Annotated in this window: 17 protein-coding genes; 8 read left to right on the forward strand and 9 right to left on the reverse strand. The window is 38.1% G+C overall.

The window, feature by feature from the left end:
* On the forward strand, positions 1-978 hold a 978-nt coding region (locus tag QZ076_RS16960; RefSeq protein WP_293715063.1), incomplete at its 5' end, for a T9SS type A sorting domain-containing protein.
* A 39-nt stretch (positions 979-1017) separates the two neighbouring features.
* Here QZ076_RS16960 and QZ076_RS16965 read toward each other — a convergent pair.
* Positions 1018-1797 (reverse strand): radical SAM protein, encoded by a 780-nt coding sequence (locus tag QZ076_RS16965; protein ID WP_293715065.1) that lies wholly within the window; start codon positions 1795-1797, stop codon positions 1018-1020.
* A gap of 472 nt (positions 1798-2269) precedes the next feature.
* On the opposite strand from QZ076_RS16965, the gene QZ076_RS16970 reads away from it, so the two are divergent.
* Together QZ076_RS16970 and QZ076_RS16975 are read left to right on the forward strand one after the other, a co-directional pair.
* Complete coding sequence (locus tag QZ076_RS16970; RefSeq protein ID WP_293715113.1) at positions 2270-3709, forward strand: MBOAT family O-acyltransferase; 1440 nt, start codon at positions 2270-2272, stop codon at positions 3707-3709.
* A 5-nt stretch (positions 3710-3714) separates the two neighbouring features.
* A complete protein-coding gene (locus QZ076_RS16975) occupies positions 3715-4605 on the forward strand; it encodes a DUF1574 family protein (protein WP_293715068.1) in 891 nt (296 codons plus the stop codon).
* Positions 4606-4612: 7 nt separating this feature from the next.
* On the opposite strand, the gene QZ076_RS16980 is transcribed toward QZ076_RS16975, so the two are convergent.
* Both QZ076_RS16980 and QZ076_RS16985 read right to left on the reverse strand, forming a co-directional pair.
* Positions 4613-6676 carry a helix-hairpin-helix domain-containing protein gene (locus QZ076_RS16980; protein ID WP_293715070.1) on the reverse strand — a complete coding sequence of 688 codons (2064 nt, stop codon included), beginning with the start codon at positions 6674-6676 and terminating at the stop codon, positions 4613-4615.
* A gap of 11 nt (positions 6677-6687) precedes the next feature.
* On the reverse strand, positions 6688-7494 hold the full coding sequence (locus QZ076_RS16985; protein WP_293715073.1) for a hypothetical protein: 807 nt from the start codon (positions 7492-7494) through the stop codon (positions 6688-6690).
* Positions 7495-7722: 228 nt separating this feature from the next.
* Between QZ076_RS16985 and QZ076_RS16990 the strand changes: the two genes are divergently transcribed.
* The gene (locus tag QZ076_RS16990; protein WP_293715076.1) at positions 7723-8328 is read left to right on the forward strand and encodes a DUF4294 domain-containing protein; all 606 of its coding nucleotides are present in this window, start codon (positions 7723-7725) and stop codon (positions 8326-8328) included.
* Here QZ076_RS16990 and QZ076_RS16995 read toward each other — a convergent pair.
* A complete protein-coding gene (locus QZ076_RS16995; protein ID WP_293715079.1) occupies positions 8320-8850 on the reverse strand; it encodes an RNA methyltransferase in 531 nt (176 codons plus the stop codon). The two genes, QZ076_RS16990 and QZ076_RS16995, sit on opposite strands and share 9 nt — an antisense overlap.
* A 1007-nt stretch (positions 8851-9857) precedes the next feature.
* On the opposite strand from QZ076_RS16995, the gene nadA reads away from it, so the two are divergent.
* From nadA to QZ076_RS17010, 3 genes are read left to right on the forward strand one after another with little or no spacing between them, the layout of a single operon-like run.
* Positions 9858-10844, forward strand: coding sequence for a quinolinate synthase NadA (nadA, locus tag QZ076_RS17000; protein WP_293715083.1), 987 nt, complete (start codon positions 9858-9860; stop codon positions 10842-10844).
* Positions 10845-10881: 37 nt separating this feature from the next.
* Complete coding sequence (locus QZ076_RS17005) at positions 10882-12345, forward strand: MBOAT family O-acyltransferase (RefSeq protein WP_293715086.1); 1464 nt, start codon at positions 10882-10884, stop codon at positions 12343-12345.
* 6 nt (positions 12346-12351) lie between these two features.
* Positions 12352-13323: a hypothetical protein gene (locus QZ076_RS17010; RefSeq protein WP_293715089.1), complete on the forward strand. Its 972-nt coding sequence runs from the start codon at positions 12352-12354 to the stop codon at positions 13321-13323.
* Here QZ076_RS17010 and QZ076_RS17015 read toward each other — a convergent pair.
* From QZ076_RS17015 to leuS, 4 genes are all read right to left on the reverse strand, one after another.
* Positions 13307-15634 (reverse strand): two-component regulator propeller domain-containing protein, encoded by a 2328-nt coding sequence (locus QZ076_RS17015; protein ID WP_293715092.1) that lies wholly within the window; start codon positions 15632-15634, stop codon positions 13307-13309. The two genes, QZ076_RS17010 and QZ076_RS17015, sit on opposite strands and share 17 nt — an antisense overlap.
* Positions 15635-15637: 3 nt before the next feature.
* A complete protein-coding gene (locus QZ076_RS17020; RefSeq protein ID WP_293715095.1) occupies positions 15638-16219 on the reverse strand; it encodes a non-canonical purine NTP diphosphatase in 582 nt (193 codons plus the stop codon).
* Between the two features lie 83 nt (positions 16220-16302).
* Positions 16303-17184 (reverse strand): YitT family protein, encoded by an 882-nt coding sequence (locus QZ076_RS17025; protein WP_293715098.1) that lies wholly within the window; start codon positions 17182-17184, stop codon positions 16303-16305.
* Entirely contained in the window at positions 17185-20022 is a 2838-nt protein-coding gene (gene leuS / locus QZ076_RS17030) for a leucine--tRNA ligase (protein WP_293715101.1), read from the reverse strand.
* Between the two features lie 288 nt (positions 20023-20310).
* Here leuS and QZ076_RS17035 point away from each other — a divergent pair, with 288 nt between their 5' ends.
* Positions 20311-22137: a thiol protease/hemagglutinin PrtT gene (locus tag QZ076_RS17035; protein WP_293715102.1), complete on the forward strand. Its 1827-nt coding sequence runs from the start codon at positions 20311-20313 to the stop codon at positions 22135-22137.
* A gap of 111 nt (positions 22138-22248) precedes the next feature.
* Here QZ076_RS17035 and QZ076_RS17040 read toward each other — a convergent pair whose 3' ends face one another.
* Positions 22249-23688, reverse strand: coding sequence for an arylsulfatase (locus QZ076_RS17040; protein ID WP_293715104.1), 1440 nt, complete (start codon positions 23686-23688; stop codon positions 22249-22251).
* Positions 23689-23819: the final 131 nt, after the last annotated feature.

A 23819-nucleotide genomic window follows, 5' to 3' on the forward strand; every position in this document is an offset into this window, starting at 1 on the left:
TCTTCCAAAGATGTCCTTATACAATGGAGTGCTCCCGTATATAGCAAAACAATTGGGTGGGGAACACAAAGCTCATACAAACAGCTCGGATACCAAGGTTCTTCTTTTTATTTCGGTCAACGTTGGGAACCTGAGGACCTGGGAAATATGCATAAAAAGACACTAACGAATGTAAAATTCATTCCTGCTTACAATGTCAACTATGCTATTTATATCAAGCAGGGAGAACGTACATATCAACAGGAAGTAGGCAATACGACACCTAACAGATCGAATACGGTAGAGTTAAAAACCCCGTATACTATCGATGCCGGTCAAGAACTGATCATTTCCATATATGCCAGAAAATATAACCGATCGGCTTATCCCGCTTTTATAGATAAAGGACCGGCTATTAATGGAAAAGGTAATTTAGTATCGTTCGACGGAAACAAATGGGAATATTTACTAAATGAAGAAAATGATAATAATTTTATCATCTCCGCAACTATCACTTCCGAAGAAGGTAAATTAACAGAACTCCGGTCTACGACAACACAATCTATTACGGCTTTCCCTGTTGTCACAGGATATAACATCTATAAAAATCAGATAAAACAGGCAACAGTTCCGGCTTCAACATTACAATTTACAGACAAAAATGTGATTTCCGGTATCCATAATTACAGTGTTTCAGCTCTTTATGATTCAAAAGAAAGTAAAGCGACCCCAGCTGTGGCAGAAGTAAAAGTAAATTCTGAAAGCATATCGGCTAAGGAAGAAATAAATATCAGCCCTACCATATTCAGAGATCGGATACATATAATAAATTATCAGCAGATCAAATACATAGATATTTATTCCACCGACGGAAAAATGATCCGGAAAATAAATAATCCGACAGAATGGATAGATGCGGGAAATATTTCCTCGGGTGTTTATTTCTTTAAGCTGGTTACGGATAAGGCGGTTAAAACGATCCGCACTATTAAACAATAAAAAAAATGCCTGACTGATTATCCAGCCAGGCATTTTTTATCAATAGGAAACTGTTACATCAAATCCTTCTTTCCGGGCCCAGTCTGCTATTGCATCCAAAGCCTCCTTAGAAACCTTTTTAAGCCCTTTCAAAGGTGTTTCACGATCAATAGTATAGATCATAACTTGTTTCGGTTTGATTTTTTTCAATGCATCGATCCAACCTTTTATCTCCTCTTCAGTAGTATTATCAACCGACTTACCATCTATTTCACCTTGCAGGAACATAGTCTGGATAATCAGGTTTCCGTTAAAACGGCATAATTGATCCAACAATCTCTCGAACGTAAAAGCCGGGGAATTCGGAACATTCAGCTGTTGTATCCGGCTATCGAGTACGGAATCGAGCTTAAGTATATTATCCTCGATCTTATTTAATGCCCGGAATACACCCTCTTTATGAAGCATAGTCGAATTTGACAGTACAGCGATCTTGGCATTTGGAAAGTAACGGTTGCGGGTAGCGATCGTATCTTCTATGATACCTTCGAATTCCGGATGCATCGTCGGTTCTCCGTTGCCTGCAAAGGTGATCACATCAGGAGCTATCCCTTCTTTTTGCATAGCCAATAACTTTTCTTCCAAGGCGGTTTTTACTTCTTCACGAACCGGTAGTTTGGTGCGTGTACGACGCTCACCGTTCAAACCACACTCGCAATAAATGCAATCGAAAGAACAAAGTTTACCATCGACAGGAAGCAGGTTCATACCCAAAGAAACACCCAGACGCCGACTGTGTATCGGACCGAACACTATTTTATCAAAAAGAATCGTTGACATAACTATATAATTTATCCATTAAGTTCTTTATATAACAAAGAACATCGCAATATTACCAGTTTTACGGACACAAAGCTACAAAAGAGCTTATAATAACCAATGAAGAAATACATAAAAATCAGACAATCACTTATCCTTTAATAAAATATAATTTATTATCAATTAAACAGGCAATAAACTATGTTTCACTACTTTTGCGACTAGTACAATCGTACATCAGCGATATTTATTACAGAAAGCGTCCGGCTTTATTCTTTTCAATTTATATTTCATAATTTACAGTATTAATTAACTCGCTATTATTTCACATTTGTCTATTCATGGGCAAGTCGTGTATATATTAGCGTGTCTGATTGTGTGCAGTAAATTGTGATGATAGATTATTGGAATAACGACAGGTCCGGTCAATTCCTACGTTTTCTCTTATAATAATTGCCACTTCAGGGAATCAGTGGCAGCAATATATTATATTGTGCTGTTTAATTCTATTGAATTCATCTTTTTCCTGCCAATAGTCTTTATACTGTATTGGTCGGCAAATAAGAATTTAAAATGGCAGAACCTTCTTGTTGTGATAGCCAGCTACGTTTTTTACGGCTGGTGGGATATCCGTTTTCTTTTTCTTATCATACTGACCAGCTCTTTCTGTTTTATCAGCGGACTTCTTATTGAACGGGCTGAAGGTAACCGTAAAAAACAAAAAGTGATTAATACGATCAATATTTTACTCAACCTGGGCATCCTGGCTACTTTCAAATATTTTAATTTCTTTAGTGCCAATCTAAAAACAGCATTACATACGTTAGGCTTCGAACCCGACTGGATCACACTAGACATACTTTTACCTGTCGGTATAAGTTTTTATACATTACAGGCACTTAGTTACAGCATCGACGTATATCAAAAGAAAATATCAGTCTGCCATAATCCAGTAGCATTTTTTGCTTATGTCAGTTTCTTCCCGCAGTTGGTAGCAGGTCCGATAGAAAGAGCTACCAATCTGTTACCCCAGTTTTATAAACAGCGTACATTCGATTATTATAAAGCAATAGACGGCTGCCAACAAATGTTATGGGGATTTTTCAAGAAGATGATAATAGCAGACAATTGCGCGGTAGCTGTTAATGAGATATGGAACACTTATCAATATCAGAGTGGTTTTACACTTTTACTGGGAGCTCTTTTGTTCACTTTCCAGATATACGGGGATTTTTCCGGTTATTCGGACATTGCTATCGGTTGCTCCCGGTTATTCGGGATCAATTTGATGAAAAACTTCAACTATCCCTATTTCTCAAGAGACATTGCTGAATTCTGGAGACGCTGGCATATATCGTTAAGTACCTGGTTTCGCGATTATATCTATATTCCGTTGGGAGGAAGCCGGTGTAAAAAGACTAAAGTGATTCGAAACACTTTTATTATATTCATTATCAGCGGACTTTGGCATGGAGCCAACTGGACATTCGTTGTATGGGGAATCTATCATGCTTTACTTTTCATTCCCCTTTTATTACTCAATAAAAACAGGAGATATACCAGAAACATTGCTGCTGAAGGTAAATATTTACCTTCTTTAAAAGAAGCTGCACAAATATTAGGTACATTCTTATTGGTCCTCATCGGATGGATCATTTTCAGAGCAAATGATATCAGCGAAGCATTCGATTATTTATCACATCTTTTTTCTCCTTCCTTATTTGAAATATCATTCCTATATGGTAAAAAGGCTCTGATATATTGTTTATTACTTTTTATTGTAGAATGGTTTCAACGGGAGAAAGAACATGGTCTGCGGATAAACAGGAATGTAAAATCACCCGTGATCCGATGGAGTATTTATTATATCCTAATCTTTATAATTATCCTTCTGCAAGGCACTCCGGCTAATTTTATTTACTTTCAATTCTAACCGTTATGAACAAGTTTATAAAACAATTGATCGTCTTCCTTATTCCTCTACTGATAATATTCATCCTACTGGAATATACTATCAGGCAAATTCCCAATACCTACAAATACAAAAACGAATGGATGCTACAACATGCAGACAGCTTAAATACACTTATATTAGGTAATTCACATTGTATGTCTGGAGTTAATCCTTTCTTCCTTACTAATGCTTTTAACTTTGCAAACTCATCACAGGATCTGGAACGCGACTATTTCATATTGACTAAATATGATAATCTATATACCGGATTAAAATATGTAATCCTTTCTTTTTCGTATTGTACGCTTCAGGACAAGATGGAATATGTTGATAAATCCCGTTTAAAATATTATGGTATTTATATGGGATATGATAAATATAAATACAGCTTAGAAATCACCAGCAGCATTACTTATGAAAAAATAAAAGAATATTTAAAGGGAAACATTTCACAATGTTCTCCACTGGGATTCAGAGTCAACAAAGCTTTTAAAGACAATTTGGATATAAGCGGCATAAAAGCAGCCAAACGACATACTATGAATAACCGGGAAGGTTTAGTTGATAACCTTCGATTTCTGGATAAAATAATCCGGTTTTGTGAAAATAAGCAGATAAAACTAATTCTAGTTACCACACCGACCTATCCCAGTTATTACAACTATTTAAATGAAAACCAACTCCATTTACTATTCTCTACAGCAAAAGAAATAGTAAACAACCACGAAAATGTCCTCTACCTCAATTATCTGAAAGACGACAGATTCGTTGATAATGATTTCAACGACGGTGACCACTTATCAGAGCAAGGAGCTGAAAAGTTTACCAACATATTAAAGGACTCCATCGATCATATCCTAAAAACAGAATTATAAAACAGATTTAAAACTTATACCTGAGAAGCACATATACATCTGTTTTGTTATGTCCTTCTATCTCTTCCTGATCCGTACCTATCAAATCCCGATCGGCATAATAAGTATGGGCCAGCTTTGCAGAAACAGATAGTTTATCCAGTATGTTCCATCGGAAAGAGAAAGATAACCTGATTCCTTTTCCATAAAAAGAAGGCATATTGAAAGCATAAAGAATATTCTTTTCATACGAATTGATACGGCTGTAATAATCATCCGTATGAAAATAACCAATATAAAAATCAGACTGAAGAGGAAATGAAGAGGGTTTCCAACCTATACTTTGTGAAATCATCCACCCAAGACTTTGTTTTCCCTGTTGTTCATCGTAATAAACAGCATCTGCAGATGTTTTCAACACCCATGCAGATTGTAAACCATATAACAATTGAAGACGGAAACGTTGTTGGGAATAAGGCAGTACATTTTGTGTCGATTCATTCTCTACAGTCTGGTTATTTTCTTTCTTCCTGTACTTATAACGAAAGTAGGTACTAAAATTCTTTCCTGAATTATAATCCAACTGAGTCATATATTCCTGTCCGGAAGAAGGTGAATCTATTCCATATTTCAACCAGGGGAAACGAAATAAGTCGGCATACAACGATAATTTAAAATGTGCAAACGGTGTCCATTGCATCCCTGTATAAACACCTTGCTCATTCTGCACAGTAGAATTCTGACTGAAAGCACTTCCGAAAAAAGCTTGATAACGCCTGTCGTAATAACGATGAAGCAGCAATAACGATAAATAAGAAACAGGTGTCAGTTGAAACGCATTTAATGTAGCTACAGCTTTATTTGAAGACAAGGCTGTTTCACCGTAAAATTTAAGTTTATTCGTTTTCAACATATAATCCACACTGATGTTCATATTACTGTTTCCACGGAAATAGAAAAGGTTATAAGGTTTCGGATCAGGTTGTATATCGTATTTTCCAAAAGAATAGGAGAGGGCTGTTATACCGATAGCAAGATTAGAAGTTGCATAGCGTACATTTCCACCGTATGTCTGCATAGGGACGGTATGTTTTTTATTCCAATCACGTTCCAACCGGTGTAAACCATCGGTTTTAAACGAACTTACCTCGTAGTTATCAACACCCGCATCCAGCTTCCTGAAAGAATAAAAGAAACTGATATCCAAATCTTTAATCGAAACGGTAGAAGCTACTCCACGAAAATAATCATTCTCATTAGTTGAAAAATGCCGGCGAAATCCATTCGTACGTCTTTCAGCCTGAGCCACAATAGAACTCCTACCCGGAGAAAAATCACTACTGATAACCAATCCTTGTCCGAAAGAAACTTTGTAATCACCGACTGCAAAGCTTTTCAACCATTTGTTTATATCTTTCAAAAATAGATGTGCCGAATAATAATCATACCCTTTATGATACTCATTCCAAAAAGGTTCACCAGCATCTTTCTCCGCTACAATTCCAAACCGGAGCCTTTCATCAAATGCATAAGAATAACGAAAGGAGTGATAGAAAGGTTCACCCAGATATTTCCGGTTCGGATATTGCTGTAAAATACTATCCGGATATGAACAATATCCTTTTTTCTGTTGAAAACATTGATCATATCTGATTTGCAATTCATTAGAGCTGTACTTCAACATGTTCTTAACAGTAAAAGGACGTTTATCAACAGAAATATCTCCGATATAAACAAAAGGAAGTAACAAAGATATTGTCTGAAAATCCAACTCTTCAATATTCTTCAGTTCATAAAAGGTAACCAGTTTACCATATTTTTTACGGTAAGAGATAATCTGTTCAATCTGCTGATCGGATAAAAAAGGCAGGCGGGTTAATTCTTCCCTGGTAACACTGTTCAATTCAAAAGGATGTTCAGCCAGATATGAAAGATCGGAATAAAGATTTTCAATTCGGTCATCATCATCTGTTTCAGAAGCCATTTCTTCTATGTATTCCATCCACTTATCAACAGAGTAAATATTCTGACTATTAATATTATAACTGTTTATCAACATATATATAAACAGAGTTATAAACGACTTTTTCATAGTTATATAATTTAAAAAGAATACTTCAAACCTATCCCTGTACTAATACCCAACACCGGATGATACACAGTTGCCACATCTACACTGAAACATGAAAAACGATACCCTACACCAATAGTGGGCAGGAGGGGAGTTGCTTTGATTCCTGCCCGTATATAAAACTGTTTATATAATTGATATTCCAAACCGGTACAACCTGTTAAAGCAGTCTGTTTATTTGTCTCCAGATTCCCTACTATCAACAGGCTGTTAATTACTTCCCATTGAAAACCTATCTGTATAGAATAACTCATAAAATAGTTAGTATCAATATCTTCCTTTTTAATAGCAACAGATGGTAAATCCATTATCAACATACCAATCAACAGCTTTTCAACCGGAGAATAAATAATGCCGATGTCGGTCGACAAGTACTGTGGATGTTCTCCTGTCAACTCTGTTTGTATTATCGAATACTGGATACTTATACCGATATTCCATTTTTCATTCAAAGACTTTCCCAGGAAAATCCGGAACATACTTTCCCTGTATCGATCATAACCGAAAGAAGAGATATTAACACCGATTGGAAGAAAGGTGGCAGGATAAGAAAATGAAAGGTTGATAACTCCCAGTTCTTTTAGTCCGTAGCGATTAAAATAGTTGATATCTAAACTTTTATAACTTTCCCGACTGATCAGTGCCGGATTGAAAAGAAAAGATTGGGTAATGCCACATTCTCCCATTCCCACGCTACGCATATCAGGCAAACGTAAGTTATTAACAGCATATAAACAGGGAAAAACTCCCGATAACAGAGATAGAATCAATAATTTCATAGATAAGATATTTTTGGTTGTTAATTTATAAGCACATTATAGAATGCTACTAATAATATTCAATGTCCATAGCTAATTCGTTTTGTTATTAATAAGAATTGCTGCAAATATAACGATTCTTATTAATCCTGCAACTTATTAACAAGTAAATCATCATTTCTCTATATAATTAGTCAAATTCTGTAAAACCTGCACAGGCTATTACTAAATCATCTATTTTTGTAGGCTATGACAAAGGTGAGATGGTATAAGATTGTGGTTATGTTTTTGCTCTGTGTTACAGCTGGTCAGGCACAGAAACTAAAAATAAACACACTTCCCGAAGGAGTGCAAAGAGCTTATCTGGACGGGAAGGATACAGTTCCCGTTGTCAACCTCCAGGAAGTATTTATATTTCCGCAGATGCGTTTTAAGAACAATCGTGAACAACAGAAATACAATAAACTGGTTCGTGACGTGAAACGTACATTACCTTATGCTAAAATGGTATATGAAACCCTGATCGAAACCTATGAATATATGGAAACACTTCCTAATGACAAAGCTCGTCAGGAACATCTGAAACGTATGGAAAAGGATTTGTTCAAAGAATATAAACCGGAACTTAAAAAGCTGACATTCTCACAAGGTAAACTACTTATCAAACTGATCGACAGGGAATGTAACCAATCAAGTTACAACCTGTTGAAAGCCTACCTGGGAGGTTTCAGGGCAGGCTTCTGGAATTTGTTTGCCGGTATGTTCGGAGCCAGCCTGAAATCGGAATACGACCCGAAAGGAAAAGATGCCATGACCGAACGGGTCGTTATTATGGTTGAAAGAGGACTAATCTGATAATTGTTTAAAAAAATCCCAAATAATGATCCCGGTCGTTACCGATACATTCAATGAATGTTTGGTTCCGTATTGAGGTATTTCAATACACATATCACAGTTATCAACAACAGATTGTTGAACACCTTTTACTTCGTTTCCCATGATAACAGCATATTTTTTATCCTTGTCTAACAGAAGTTTATCCAGCATAACACTACCTTCTGCTTGTTCTACTGCACAAACAATATACCCTTGTTGCTTCAGGTTATCAACAGTGTCGTGTGTATCTTTAAAATATTTCCATTCCACCGTATCTTCAGCTCCCAAAGCAGTCTTATGAATCTCCGCATGGGGCGGACAAGCCGTAATACCGCACAAATAAATGGCCTCCACCTTGAAAGCGTCCGACGTACGGAAAACGGATCCAACGTTATTCAGACTCCTAACATGGTCAAGCACAACAATTAAAGGTATCTTCTTACTCTCTTTAAAAGCCTCCGGGGTGAGGCGGTTCATTTCTGTTATTTTCAGTTTACGCATAACTCTTTTCTTTGCCTGCAAAAGTAGCTAATTAATGTGGATATACCGTTGAAAAGGTATTGATAAGTAGTGAACACAAAATGAAAAAAAGTTCTTGCATTATTCAGATTCTTACTTATACTCCTCTTCATTTCAAACACGCAACATTTCAAACCCATTATTTATTACGAGCTATTAACAGCAGTTATACACGTATCAACACCCTTCAACAGGAACAAACTTTTTCACACAACCAGTTATCAACATAAAACTAATAAAGTCCATAAAATAAAGAAAAACAGTACAGAAGCTATCTTTTATATTGTTTGTATCGTTTTGATAAGTAGTTCATATACTTTAATAACTCCTCAGACAAGTATTGTAACAAAAATGTATTAACTGTTTCAACAGGATATCATATACATCATATTTTATTTTTAAATTAAAGATTAATATTAATATAATATATAATTGTGGATAACTAAGAGAGAGGAAAGAAGAACCGGTAGTATTATCGAAGACCGATATCCTTTTTTGTAATTTCATAGTCAGGTATAGAAATTGGATAGGATAAAAGTAGTATCACAATATATGATACTCTATTTTCATAATATATGCGAATCCAGTATCATATATTGTGATACTATTCTTATAACTTGTGAATATATGGTTGGTAAACAGTGATAAAATTAGTTTGTTTTAGTCATTGAAGATACTGTATAAGAGAATTATCGGAGTACCTGATAGATACGAATAGATACTTTCCCCTTTCTTTTAAAGATTGTTTTACACTGTATACAGTAGCTGAAATCAATAAAGTTTTTACCTTTGCATATTATCAACAAGAAGTTGAAAAGTATATTAAAGCATAGATTATCAGTTATAAAAGGTGATGATAACTTTGTTGATATACTATTAATATCCTTAATAGGATCAAAAGGCGATTATCTTATTAACAATATGAACAGGATATTATATACATCATGATATCTTTAAAATTAAACTAAGAATAATATAATAGATATACTATGTTGACAAATCAATCGATCGGATATATGGATGCACCGGTTCCCAAAGATATGGATCTGAAGGAATCCATCGACAAGTTGCGTAAAGAGAAGAATGCGATCATTCTTGCTCATTATTATCAGACAGGTGATATACAGGATATAGCAGACTTTGTCGGGGACAGTTTGGCTTTAGCCCAGTGGGCTGCCAAAACTACAGCGGATATAATAGTTCTCTGTGGTGTTCATTTTATGGGTGAGACAGCTAAGATCCTTTGTCCGGATAAAAAAGTATTGGTTCCTGACCTGAATGCCGGCTGTTCCTTGGCCGATAGTTGTCCGGCTCCCGACTTTGCCGAATTTGTAAAACAACACCCGGATCATGTGGTTATTTCGTATGTTAATACGACAGCTGCAGTAAAGGCGGTAACGGATGTGGTAGTAACTTCTACGAATGCCCGTCAGATCGTTGAAAGTTTTCCGGAAGGAACAAAGATGATCTTCGGCCCGGACCGTAACTTGGGTAATTACATAAACAGCATTACCGGACGTAATATGTTGCTTTGGGATGGTGCCTGTCACGTACATGAACAATTCTCACTGGAAAAGATACTGGATTTGAAGAAACAGTATCCGGATGCGGAAGTGATCACTCACCCGGAGTGTAAACAACCCGTTATACAGGTGTCAGACTTCGTAGGTTCGACTGCTGCTCTTTTGAAACACACTATCAAGTCAGATAAGAAACAGTTCATTGTAGCGACGGAAAGCGGCGTTATTCACGAAATGCGGAAAAAGAGTCCGGAGAAGGAGTTTATTCCGGCTCCTCCCAACGACAGTACATGTGCTTGCAACGAATGTAATTTCATGCGGCTGAATACGATGGAAAAGCTGTATAACTGCTTGAAGTTTGAAATGCCGGAGATATTTGTCGATGAGGAAGTACAGAAGAAGGCTATCAAACCGATCCGTAAGATGTTGGAGATTTCTGAAAAATTAGGTTTGTAACATATAGGCTGTCCCATCATTCATAGAACAGAACAAGATGTTATTTAATTCAATAGAGTTTCTGATTTATCTTCCGGTAGTATTCTTACTGTATTGGTTTGTTTTCAACAGGAAGATAAAATTACAAAACTTATTTATCGTCATTGTAAGCTATCTGTTTTATGGATGGTGGGACTGGCGTTTTCTTATACTTATTGCCTTTACCTCTTTTTGCAGCTGGTTAAGTGGGGTTGCTATTGCAAAAGTACGGGAGAGCAATGTTTCATTATCTGAAGATATTTTATCCATACAAAAGAAGTGCAGGTGGATAACCGGGATTAATATTTTCCTTAATTTAGCTATCCTCGGATTTTTCAAATACTTTAATTTCTTTGTTGATAACTTTGTGGAAGCTTTTTCCCTGTTGGGGATTACCTTGCACAAATCGACTTTGCAGATCATTCTTCCGGTAGGTATCAGTTTTTATACGTTTCAGGCTTTGAGTTACACAATAGATGTGTACAGGAGAAGGCTGGAACCAACTAAAGATATAGTGGCTTTCTTTGCCTTCGTCAGTTTTTTTCCACAATTGGTTGCCGGGCCTATCGAAAGAGCTACCAATTTGCTGGTCCAGTTTTATAAGCCGCGCAGGTTTACTTATGATTATGCCGTGGATGGTATGCGGCAGATCTTATGGGGCTTTTTTAAAAAGATGGTGATTGCTGATAACTGTGCATTGGTTGTGAACGATGTATTCGGTAATTATTCGAATTATTCTGCCAGTACATTGGTTCTGGGAGCTGTTTTATTTGCTTTCCAGATATACGGAGACTTTTCCGGGTATTCGGACATTGCCATAGGGACAGCTAAATTATTTGGCATAACATTGAAGCAAAACTTTCATTATCCTTATTTTTCAAGAAATATTATCGAATTCTGGCGCAGGTGGCATATATCGTTGAACACCTGGTTCGTGGATTATGTATATATTCCTTTGGGCGGTAGCAGGGAAGGACAATATAAGCATATACGTAATATTCTGGTTATATTTTTCCTGAGCGGATTGTGGCATGGAGCAAACTGGACATTCATTACCTGGGGAATCTATCATGGATTATTATTTGTACCTTTGTTATTATTGAGTAAGAAGAAACAGGGTGATTCGCCTATGTTTCCTCCTGTTATTTCAATCTTGATCACTTTCGGGTTCGTTACCCTGGGATGGATTGTGTTCAGGGCAGAAACACTCTCTATTGCGTTTAATTATATCGGTGATATATTTTCACCTTCTTTGTTGAGGGTTCCCAAAGTTAGCGGAGCTAATAATGTGACGGCCGTGTTATCGTTGGTGTTTATAGGTATTCTGTTAGTCGTGGAATGGGTGAACAGGAATAAGTCTTTCGGATTGGATATACAGAATATACAAAGTTCATTTGTCCGGTATTCTATTTATGCCGGCATACTCTTTTCGATTTATTTCTTTGGTGCTGATTCTTCTAATTTTATTTATTTTCAATTCTAAGAAGTTATGGAACTGACAGGGAAACAGATAAAGAGGATATTCTTTTTTCTATTATTTATAATCGTTTTGATGGTTGGTCTGAATGGGGTAACTCCTTACTTCTTCAGGATGCTTCCTAATGATTACGCCCGCACCAAACTTATACTGAATACAATAAAAGATCCGGAACAAGCTCCGGAAATTGTTATTTTCGGTAATAGCAGGGGGATGAGCGGAGTAGATGGCTATATGTTGGAAAAAGAGTTGAGCGATCATCCTGTCGTATATAGTTTTACTTCGACCGGACAGATGCTGAGTGAAAGTGCTTTATATTATTCTTCACTGCCGTCTTCTGTCAAAACGGTTATCCAGTGTCTCGATATAGATGTTTTGTCCAAGCCGGTCGATATGGATATACCTAATCAGGTAGCTTTGCATATGTATGGCTATAAGATGGATGACCGGACGAAATCGTTAGTACCTGGTTTATATGATGAATTGAGTAAATCGGATTGGTATTATAATTATAAAGCCAGGAATTGTTTGTTTTCGGGATTCTCATTCGTACTTCGTAATCTATTGGACGATGATGCACCGGAAAGTTCTATCGACAATGAATTGCGTTATCCTGCTGCTCAGGCCTCTTACAGAAATGAAGCTGTTTATCAGCGTGGACTGGACGAACAAAACAAACAAAATAAGTTTGAAGCATATAGGATAACTCCTGAATGGAAACGATTGATAGAGGAGTCTTATTCTTTTTTCAAAGCAAAGAATATTCAATATTATCTGGTATTGATGCCATATAATCCTGATATAGTATCAGCAAAAAAGACTGAAAAGCAGGAAGCTCTTCAGTCTTATATAAAAGCATTGGGATATATTCCTTATATCGATTGTTTTGATTTGTTGGAAGCATCTGATTTTTATGATGCAATCCATCCGAATGACAAAGGTGCCAAAAAGATAACCAATCAAATACTTATTTCACTACCATAATTTTAGTCACCACGCTTTCTTTGGCTTCGGGTGTTGCTGAGAATACAAGATAAACTCCGGTTGCAACCCGGCCACCTTTTCTACTCCGGCAATCCCAGGTAAAAGTACCTCCGGCAGATTTTCCCTGGTAAATGATATTACCTTTCAGATCCGTGATTTTTACATTCGAATCATTCATTAATCCGACGATCGTTACATGGTCGTTATGTTCCGGACGAACAGGATTCGGATAAGCATATATATCCGAATAATCTTCTTTTCCTTCTGTTGCATCGCCCATATAAGATACCAATCCTTTTTCAGTACCTATAAAAACTTCTCCGGTCAGTTGATTAATAGCTAATGAATTTATCTGATTGGATGGGAGAGGAGAGTTGGTTGTTGTAAAATTTTCGATTGTTTCCATACCATCTTCACTTACCAGAAATACACCGGAACTTTGTGTAGCTATCCATTTACGGTTTCCTCCGTCTACAGCGATAGCATTTATTTGTTCTCCATCAAGAAAATTGTAAGGAACATCATTGATTTCATCTGCGGGACGGATAACCCGGCTACATCTTATCTCTTCCAGTTTAGCTTTGGGATTGGCACAGTAAATCGGACCTCTGTTAGTTCCAATCCAGACTTGTCCGTTTTTATCTTCAGTAATGCAGAAGTAACCGCTGGCATCAATCGTACCGTTGATATCGCTGAATGATTTTATATAACGATGTTCGTCATCATTAGTATCATCTATAGTTCCATTATCATCAAATATTAAAATACCGGATTCATTTCCATAGGGAACATTAATCCATTTACGATTGTCGGATGTGATTGTTATTTTGTCGGCCATGCGAACATTCATAAAATCATTAAATTTAAAACTAGCCCATGTTCCATCAGTCTTTAACACTTTTAGAACTTTGGATACTTCACAATTTGTAGCCCATAAGTTCCCTGCTTTATCAAAAGTAATGCCACCTATACGTGTATAATCAAAAGGATTTAACCCATTGCCAACAACTGTATCCAGAGCACTATTTTTATAAGTATATAATTGTATGGCTTCTTTGTCTTTTAGTTCTGCTATACCTTCTCCATAGGATGAAATGAAATAGTGTTCAGGATCTTTTGGATCGACAGCTATCCCTGTATAATCCCAGAAATATCTGAATTTCTTATTTATTTCATTTTCATCAAAATTATACCATTTGCCATCTTCATATTCCATAAATGTACCAGGTCTTCCTGAGCGGTCTGTCCAACGTCCCCCTCCAATAACTAATAATTTATTCTCATGTGTTGTCATGAAATAATTATAATTGCGTTTTGGATATTCTGTATCATTATTCGTATTAGATAATACGACTTCATAATTATTATTTTTCTTTTGTATACCCTTTATGCCATTGGAACCTGAAGCTATCCAAAAGGTATTCGGACTTTTAAGAGATGTAACGTTATTAATAATTCCTACATTAACGACATCTTTATCTGTAAGGGATGAATAAATATATAAATCAGAATTGGTATAAGACATTAACTTATTATTTTGAAGAACCATGTCTTTTAAATCATCATTTTTTAAAAGACTTCTTACCGTTCCATCTGCTTGTTGATGGTAAATGCCTCTCTTGTTTTTTGTATTTTGATTGGCAAATAAGCAGAGATTATTTTGAAAAAAACATATTTGACTAATGCTATCTATATCGAACTCAGATGAAGATAATGTATAAGTACTCCATTCATTATAATCTAATAAATTACTATCTAATGAGGCATATATTAAACCTGTAGCAGAAGCTGCATAGATATGGTCATTATTAATGGCTACGGAGTATATAACTTTATTTAATTTGTAAGTATCTTTCACTTCTTTTTTATTCATATTCAGAACAATGATTCCAAAATCAGTGGATAGATAAGCAAATTCTTTATATAGGTAGATGTTATTGATGGTTTTATTTGTTACGCTTGAATTATCAAGTAGATAAGATAGGTTATATACCCCGTTTTCTCCTAATAGATCAATATTTCCGTTACTGTAAGTAATGAGTAAAGTATTTACTTCCGGATTAAAAATTATATGATCTATATCATTATCGCTTAAGCCTGTTTGTCTTGAATAATGAGTAATGCTATTATCTTCTTTGTTGTAGCTATATAAAGAACCGTCTGCAACTGCATATACATGATTATTACCTTCGGTAATCTTAGTTGTTGTATAATAAGCAAGATAAGTATTCCATTCTCCTACACTTTTTTGAGCTATAATATAAGGGACTGTAATACAAATTAATAAAAGAGTATATACTATTCTTCTCATAACTTATTCTGATAATATAGATAAAAATGCACTCAATTTCTTAACAGCTTCAGCGCGGTGACTGATCGTGTTTTTAATATTATTACCCATTTCGGCAAATGTTTGCTCAAAACTGTCAGGCATGAAGATTGGATCATATCCAAAACCGCTTGTTCCACGTTTTTCATTCGTTATCTGGCCATTTACTATACCTTCGAACAGATATTCCTTACTATCAAAAATCAAGGCGATAACAGTACGGAAGCGAGCTTTACGATTTTTTTTGTCACTCATTTCATGAAGAAGCTTTTTCATATTGGCTTCTGAATCGTGTCCCGGGCCGGCATAGCGTGCAGAATATACGCCGGGAGCATTGTTTAAAGCTTCCACTTCAAGACCGGTATCATCGGCAAAACAATCATATCCGAATTTTTCTTTGATATAGCGGGCTTTTTGTAAAGCGTTTCCTTCTAGAGTATCAGCTGTTTCCGGTATATCGTCATGGCAATCGATGGCAGCCAGACTAACAATTTCGGTGTAACCGGCTGTTATTTTCTGTACTTCATCCAACTTATGTTGGTTATTTGTTGCGAATACAAGTTTCATGTTTGTAAATATATAAATAAAAAAGCACTTCTGTACGATATGTATAACGTATGGAAGTGCTTTAAATTGTTTGAATAATAGTTTTAAGTTTTTATCTGGTCAAACCCTTCTCCATATACTCCACGGACGATACTTTGTGATATGAATGCCTGGTGGTCTATTTGTTTTACCAGCCGGAAGATGGATACGGATTCTGACTTCTTAGCCAGCAATACGACTACTTTAACGGGCTTTTTGGAATAACCTCCTACACCATCCAGAATAGTACATCCACGATCCAGATCATGAATGATCCGATCGGCTATCTCATCATATTTTTGTGAGAATATAAGGAATTGTACGGATTGACGGTTACCATTTAGTACCATGTCGAGCACATAGTTGCTGATAAGCATTTCAACAAAACCGAACACGATCTTATCCACATTATGGAATAGGAAGAAAGAAGAGCTGATAATGAAGAAATCGCAGAATAACAAGGCACGTCCGATAGATATGTTCTTGTATTTGTTTACAATAGCTCCGATAATATCGGTTCCTCCCGTACTTCCGTTAGCAGAAAATACCAGTCCCAATCCGGCACCGCAGAGGAGTGCACCGATCATGATTGCCATAAACGGTTGATCATGCAGTATAGGATTTCCTTTCAGCAACCATTCAAAAAATGACAGGGAAGCAGAAAGAGAGAATACACCAAAGATTGTCTTTATCAGGAATTTAAGTCCTAAAATCTTTAGAGCGGCTAATAGTAAGACTACATTGATAACAAAGTAAGAAACCGATACCGGTATAGCGCCGCCGGTGGCAAAGAATATCAATGCACAGATACCACTGACACCACCGGTAACAATTTCATTAGACAGGATAAATGCATTGAATCCGAAACCATATAAAAGGGTTCCGAACAGAATCATCAGATAATCCTGTATAGAAAAAAATACTTTATAAAACTGAGCTGTTCTCATTTAGATAACGATATTAACGATCTTACCTGGAACGACAATTACCTTTTTAGGAGTCTTGCCTTCCATCCATTTAGCGGAACTTTCGTGGCTGAGAGCAACATTTTCTACCTCTTCACGGGGCATATCAGCCGGGAGTTCCAGATTGAAACGGGCTTTTCCGTTGAATGAGATGGCGTAAGTAACTGAATTTTCTTTCAGATACTCTTCGTTGTGCTGCGGCCATGGAGCATCGCATATAGTTGTTTCGTGACCACATACATGCCATAACTCTTCTGCTGTGTGAGGTGCAAACGGAGCAAGTAAGATGATGAGTTGCTCCAGGATAGCACGCTTATTGCATTTCAGGCTGCCTAATTCGTTAATACAGATCATGAAAGCACTGATAGAAGTATTGTAAGAGAAATGCTCGATATCAAATGTTACTTTCTTGATCAGTTTATGTAATGATTTTAATTCTTCAGCTGTGGGTTCAGCATCTGTGATCTGCAAACTTTCAGTATTTCCATAGAACAAAGCCCACAGTTTCTTCAGGAAGCGATGAACACCGTCAATACCATTTGTATCCCAGGGTTTGGATTGTTCCAACGGACCTAAGAACATTTCATACAGACGCAAAGTATCTGCACCGTATTTGTCTACGATCATATCCGGGTTTACTACGTTGAACATCGATTTAGACATCTTTTCAACAGCCCATCCGCAGATATATTTACCGTCTTCCAGTATAAATTCTGCATTATGATATTCCGGACGCCAGTTTTTGAAAGCTTCGATATCCAGTATATCATTGGATACAATGTTAACGTCTACGTGAATTGGAGTTACTTCATACTGGTCTTTCAGGTTCAGAGATACGAATGTGTTGGTATCTTTGATACGATATACGAAGTTGGAACGTCCCTGGATCATACCCTGGTTGATCAGCTTACGGAACGGTTCGTCTTCGCAAATTGTTCCCATATCATACAGGAATTTATTCCAGAAGCGGCTGTAGATGAGGTGACCGGTAGCATGTTCCGTTCCACCGATATACAGGTCTACATTACGCCAGTATTCATTCACTTGTTTATCTACCAGGCCTTCATTGTTATGAGGATCCATGTAACGCAGATAATAAGCGGAAGAACCGGCAAAGCCCGGCATAGTACAAAGTTCCAATGGGAAAATTGTTTTATTGTCTATTTTGGATGTTTCTACAACCTTTTTGTTTACAGAATCCCAAGCCCATTTAGTTGCATGTCCCAATGGAGGTTCGCCTGTGGCTGTCGGCAGGAATTTATCCACTTCCGGCAATTGTAACGGTAATACTTCGAATGGTAACATCTGAGGCATTCCGTCGGCATTGTAATAAACAGGGAACGGTTCGCCCCAATAACGTTGGCGGCTGAAGATGGCATCGCGCAGACGATAGTTAATCTTTACACGTCCTAATTGATGTTCGGATACATATTTCTTGGTAGCGGCGATTGCTTCTTTTACAGTCAAGCCGTTTAATGACAAGTCGCAATAAGGGGTTACATCCGGTCTCGGTGAATTGCAGACAATACCTTCTTTGGCATCGAAACTTTCTTCGCTTATATCGCAGCCTTCGATCAACGGGATAATAGGCAAGTTGAAATGTTTTGCAAATGCATAGTCGCGACTATCGTGTGCCGGAACTGCCATGATAGCACCTGTTCCATATCCGGCCAATACATAGTCGCTGATCCAGACGGGTACCGCATCACCTGTGAATGGATTGATAGCGTATGAACCGCTGAATACACCGGTTACAGAACGGTCGGCAATACGTTCACGTTCCGTACGTTTTTTGGTACGATCCAAGTAGGCATCGACCTCCTGTTTTTGTTCGGGTGTCGTTAATTGTTCAACTAATTCGCTTTCGGGAGCCAATACCATGAAAGTTACACCGAACATAGTATCTGCACGGGTTGTAAAGATGGTAAATTCTACATCACTATCTTTCACTTTGAATTGGATTTCGGCACCTTCGCTACGACCGATCCAGTTGCGCTGTGTCTCTTTCAGTGAATCCGTCCAGTCGATCGTATCCAGTCCGTCCAGCAAACGCTGTGCATAAGCAGATACACGCAGACACCACTGGCGCATCATTTTCTGCTCAACAGGGAAACCACCACGTTCAGAAACACCGTTCACGACTTCATCGTTAGCTAATACGGTTCCCAGTTCGGAACACCAGTTAACCATTGTATCACCCAGGTAAGCGATACGATAGTTCAGCAATATAGCTTGTTTTTCTTTATCGCTTTTAGCTTTCCATTCTTCAGCGGTAAATTGCATTTCTTCACCACAAGCAGCATTCAGGCCTTCCGTGCCTACTGTTTCAAATGCTTCGATCAGACTTTCGATAGGTAATGCTTTCTTTTCGTCGTTACAGTAATAACTGTTGAACATTTTAATAAATGCCCATTGTGTCCAGTGGTAATATTCCTTATCGCATGTACGGATTTCACGGCTCCAGTCGTAGCTGAAACCTATCTTATCCATTTGCTCACGATAACGGGCAATATTTTGCTTTGTTGTTACTTCGGGATGTTGTCCGGTTTGGATAGCATATTGTTCTGCAGGCAGACCGTAAGCATCATATCCCATTGGATGTAATACGTTAAATCCCTGTAACCGTTTGAAACGGGAATAAATATCAGAAGCGATATAACCGAGCGGATGTCCAACATGTAGTCCTGCACCGGATGGGTAAGGGAACATATCCAACACGTAGTATTTGGGTTTATCTTTGTTTTCTTTCACTTTATAAACCCCGTTGGCAATCCAGTATTCTTGCCATTTTTTCTCGATTTCTCTGAAATTGTACTCCATAATATCTAATCGTTTTTTATCGTTTTCAGTTTAAAGCCACAAAGTTAGTCAATTTATTTTGTTTTACTTCACATAACTTATTTTCGGTCGGGAGTTACCTGGCTTTTTGGGTATCATAAATTGTGATATCAAAGAAAATACTTCTTCATTAAAGTGGAAAGGGGAACTATTTTTCTCCTTTCTTTGTTATAAGAACACCTTTATTAAGGAAGAAGTAAAACGCCATTAATGCCCTTCAACCAAACCTCTGATAAGCGCAAACTAAGTTTAAACTAAAAAATGACGAGTATGAGAAGATGTACTTTTATTTTCTTTATCGCCTTGTTGACAATGTCGATAAGTGCTGCACCTATTGATGTAAAACAGGCGAAGAGCGTAGCACTCAGTTTCCTGAAGAGTAATTCTCCGCAGACAAAAGCTTCGGAGTCGGGGTTGACACTGGTCTGGTCGGATGCCGGAGCGGCTACCAAATCAGCCGGTTCCGTACAGGATGCTACCTTTTACGTATTTAACCGTGAAGATGCCGACGGCTTTGTCGTTGTGGCCGGTGATGATGCCGTATATCCTATTCTAGGTTATGGTATGCAGCAACTGTTTGAAAAAGACTCCATGCCGTCCAACCTGCGTGGATGGTTTGAAAGTTACCAACGCCAGATCAACTGGATACGTGAAAATAAACCGGAAGTTTCGAAGGACGTCACAGCCGCTTGGTATGAAGTTCGTCAGGGCAAGATGCAATTGAAATCGACCGGAACATTGTTAACAACTGTCCTTTGGGATCAGATGACACCTTATAATAACTTATGCCCGGTAGTAAACAGCCAGCGTACTCCCACCGGATGTGTTGCCACCTCGACAGCTATCGCTATGCAATATCATAAATGGCCGGACGTAGGGCAGGGAAGTCATTCTTATACTTCGCAGACCTACAATCTGTCTCTTTCTGCTACTTTCGACACTCCATACCAGTGGGATAACATGCCTTCTACCTACACGGCAGGACAGTATACTACTGAGCAGGCCCAAAACGTAGCTACCTTAATGTACGATTGCGGTGTTTTCTCAGAAATGAATTATGCTCCCGGTAACAGCGGTGCCTTGACATTAACGGCAGCCCAAGGGCTTGTCAATTATATGAAATACGATAAATCCCTTCATGTCCTGCAACGCGATAATTATCAGAAAAACGAATGGGAAGCTATTATCAAAGGTGAACTAGATGATAATCGCCCTGTTGTCTATGGGGGTGAGAATGATCAAAAAGAAGGTCATCAATTTATCATCGACGGTTACAACGATGCTGATTATTATCATGTGAACTGGGGATGGAGCGGACTGGCTAACGGGTATTACCTGTTATCTGTCCTCGAACCCGAAGTGCAGGGAACCGGTGGCAATAGCGGAGGTGGTTTCTCGCTTGGCCAGGATGCCATTATCAGTATGAAGAAACCGGTGGTAGGTTCTACCTATCAGGATGTATTGGCCTTTTTCTATGGGGAAAATGAGGGTACTGTCTTTGCCGGTCTTGAAGCTACCACAGAAGATTTTGAAGAAAATCAGCTTTTCGGTGTCCAGTATGGTTATGTAGGCAACATGAGTATCCGTGATTTTTCAGGTAACCTGGTTGTTGCTCTTGTAGACAAAAACGGGAATACAAAAGAATTTATCTCCAGTGAAGAGCCTGTTACTATCCAGATCGAACGTGGAGTAGGACAGGAAGTTCCTTGTACGATCACAAAAACGATCGCTCCCGGTGACCGTATCCGTTTGTTATATAAAAGTAGCGATGGAAATGAATGGAAATGGGTAAGAGGTAATAACAATACAACCGGTGAAATCGTGGTAGCTGCCGATCCTTCTACTTCAACGGAAAATATAACGGCCGAAACAGGTGTTTCCGTTTCTTATGACGTAGTCGGAACAGTTCGGATAACTGCCCCTATTGCAATTAAAGAAGTGGTTTTGTATGATATGAACGGACGATTGATGAAAAAACAATCAGCCGGTAATAATACTCAATTATCACTTTCTTATGATAGCTATCCGGCAGGAGTTTATGTATTGGAAGTTGTGACTGCGGCAGGAAGAAGTAGTCATAAACTGGTAAAGAAATAATCAGAATAGATCAGGTATTATAATAAAAGCAGACCGAATTAATTAATAAAATAATCCAGTCTGCTTTTATATTTATCTTCTATCATCTCATTGAAGTCAACGATATGATCTTTATTTTTTCAGCAACGGCCAGTTAGGATCTTCGATATGTTCGCGTACCATGATCTCTTTCAGCTCGGCCACCTTTTCCGGATATTTATCCAACAGGTTATATTTTTCCGAAGGATCGGCTGCTAAGTTATAAAGTTCATAATATGGTTTATCTCCACGGATATTCATGTGTACCAGTTTCCATGAACCCTGGCGTACAGCCTGGCGACCATTCATTTCCTGGAATTCGAAATACAGGAATTCATGTTCCTTCTGTCCTTTGCGGTTTTGCAACAGCGGTAGCATACTTACGCCGTCCATTTCTTTCTGTTTCGCTTTCGGATGGATGATCTCTTCGAAAGTAGGTAATACATCCCAGAAAGAACACATGAAATTCGTTTCTGTTCCCGGCTGAATATGTCCCGGCCATGAAATGATCATCGGCACGCGGATACCGCCTTCGTACAGGTCACGTTTGTAACCACGGTAGATACCATTGCTGTTGAAGAAATCAGGATCGGCTCCACCTTCCATGTGAGGGCCGTTATCGCTGGCGAATATAATGATCGTGTTATCGTATAATCCTTTGTCTTTCAGTTTCTGTACGATCTGTCCCACATATACGTCCAGGCGATAGATCATCGCTGCGAATGTGGCATGCGGATAAAGCTGTGTGCAGTAACCCCCTTTACGGAATCCCGGATTACCCGGTTCTGTTCCTTTATAAGCTTTTTCCGGATACATACCACGAAACTTCTTAATGATGCTGTCTTCCGGAACGATCAGTTCGGCGTGAGGTAAAATAGTCGGATACCACATGAAGAACGGCTCGTCTTCTTTTAGATTATCCAGGTAATCGAGTGCTTTCGAATGGATCAGGTCTTGCGAATAGGTTCCTTTTCCATATTCCACATCCAATACATTATCTTTCAGTTCGACATGTTGGTCGTTATCCCACAGATGGTCGGGATAATAGCTATGTGCCAATAGCTGACAGTTATATCCGTAGAATGTTTCGCATCCTTGATTTTTAGGATCACCGGTAGTACCGATATAACCTAATCCCCATTTACCGAAGGCAGATGTCTTGTATCCTGCATCTTGCATGACGTGGAAGATAGTACGTGCATCGGCAGGCAATGGAAATTGTCCTTCCGGATCCAGTTCCTTGTTTCCACGGATAGGAGTATGTCCGCTGTGTGTACCTGTCAACAGGCAGGAGCGGGAAGGGGCACTGACAGTTGTTCCTGAGTAACATTGGGTAAAACGCATACCGTTTTGCGCCAGTTGGTCGATGTTGGGAGTGTTGAACTTTTCCTGTCCGTAGCAACTCAAATCGCCGTATCCCAGGTCATCTGCCAGGATGAATACGACATTCGGTTTTTTGTCTTTGCTTTTCTGTGCATGCACAAAAGGGATGGCCGCAATCAGGCCGGAAGCGAGTAAAATAGTTTTTTTCATGAATCTAAGATGTTTCTTGTCAGACATGCTGGCAAAGTTATATTTTTTTTCTGAAATAAACAGAGAAGGGGATACGTTTCAAATGTTACTTTGACGTATCCCCTCTGACTAGTAAACTCTATCGGTTTTGG

Origin of the sequence: uncultured Parabacteroides sp., from assembly GCF_905196875.1 — a bacterium.
Taxonomy (GTDB): Bacteria; Bacteroidota; Bacteroidia; order Bacteroidales; family Tannerellaceae; genus Parabacteroides.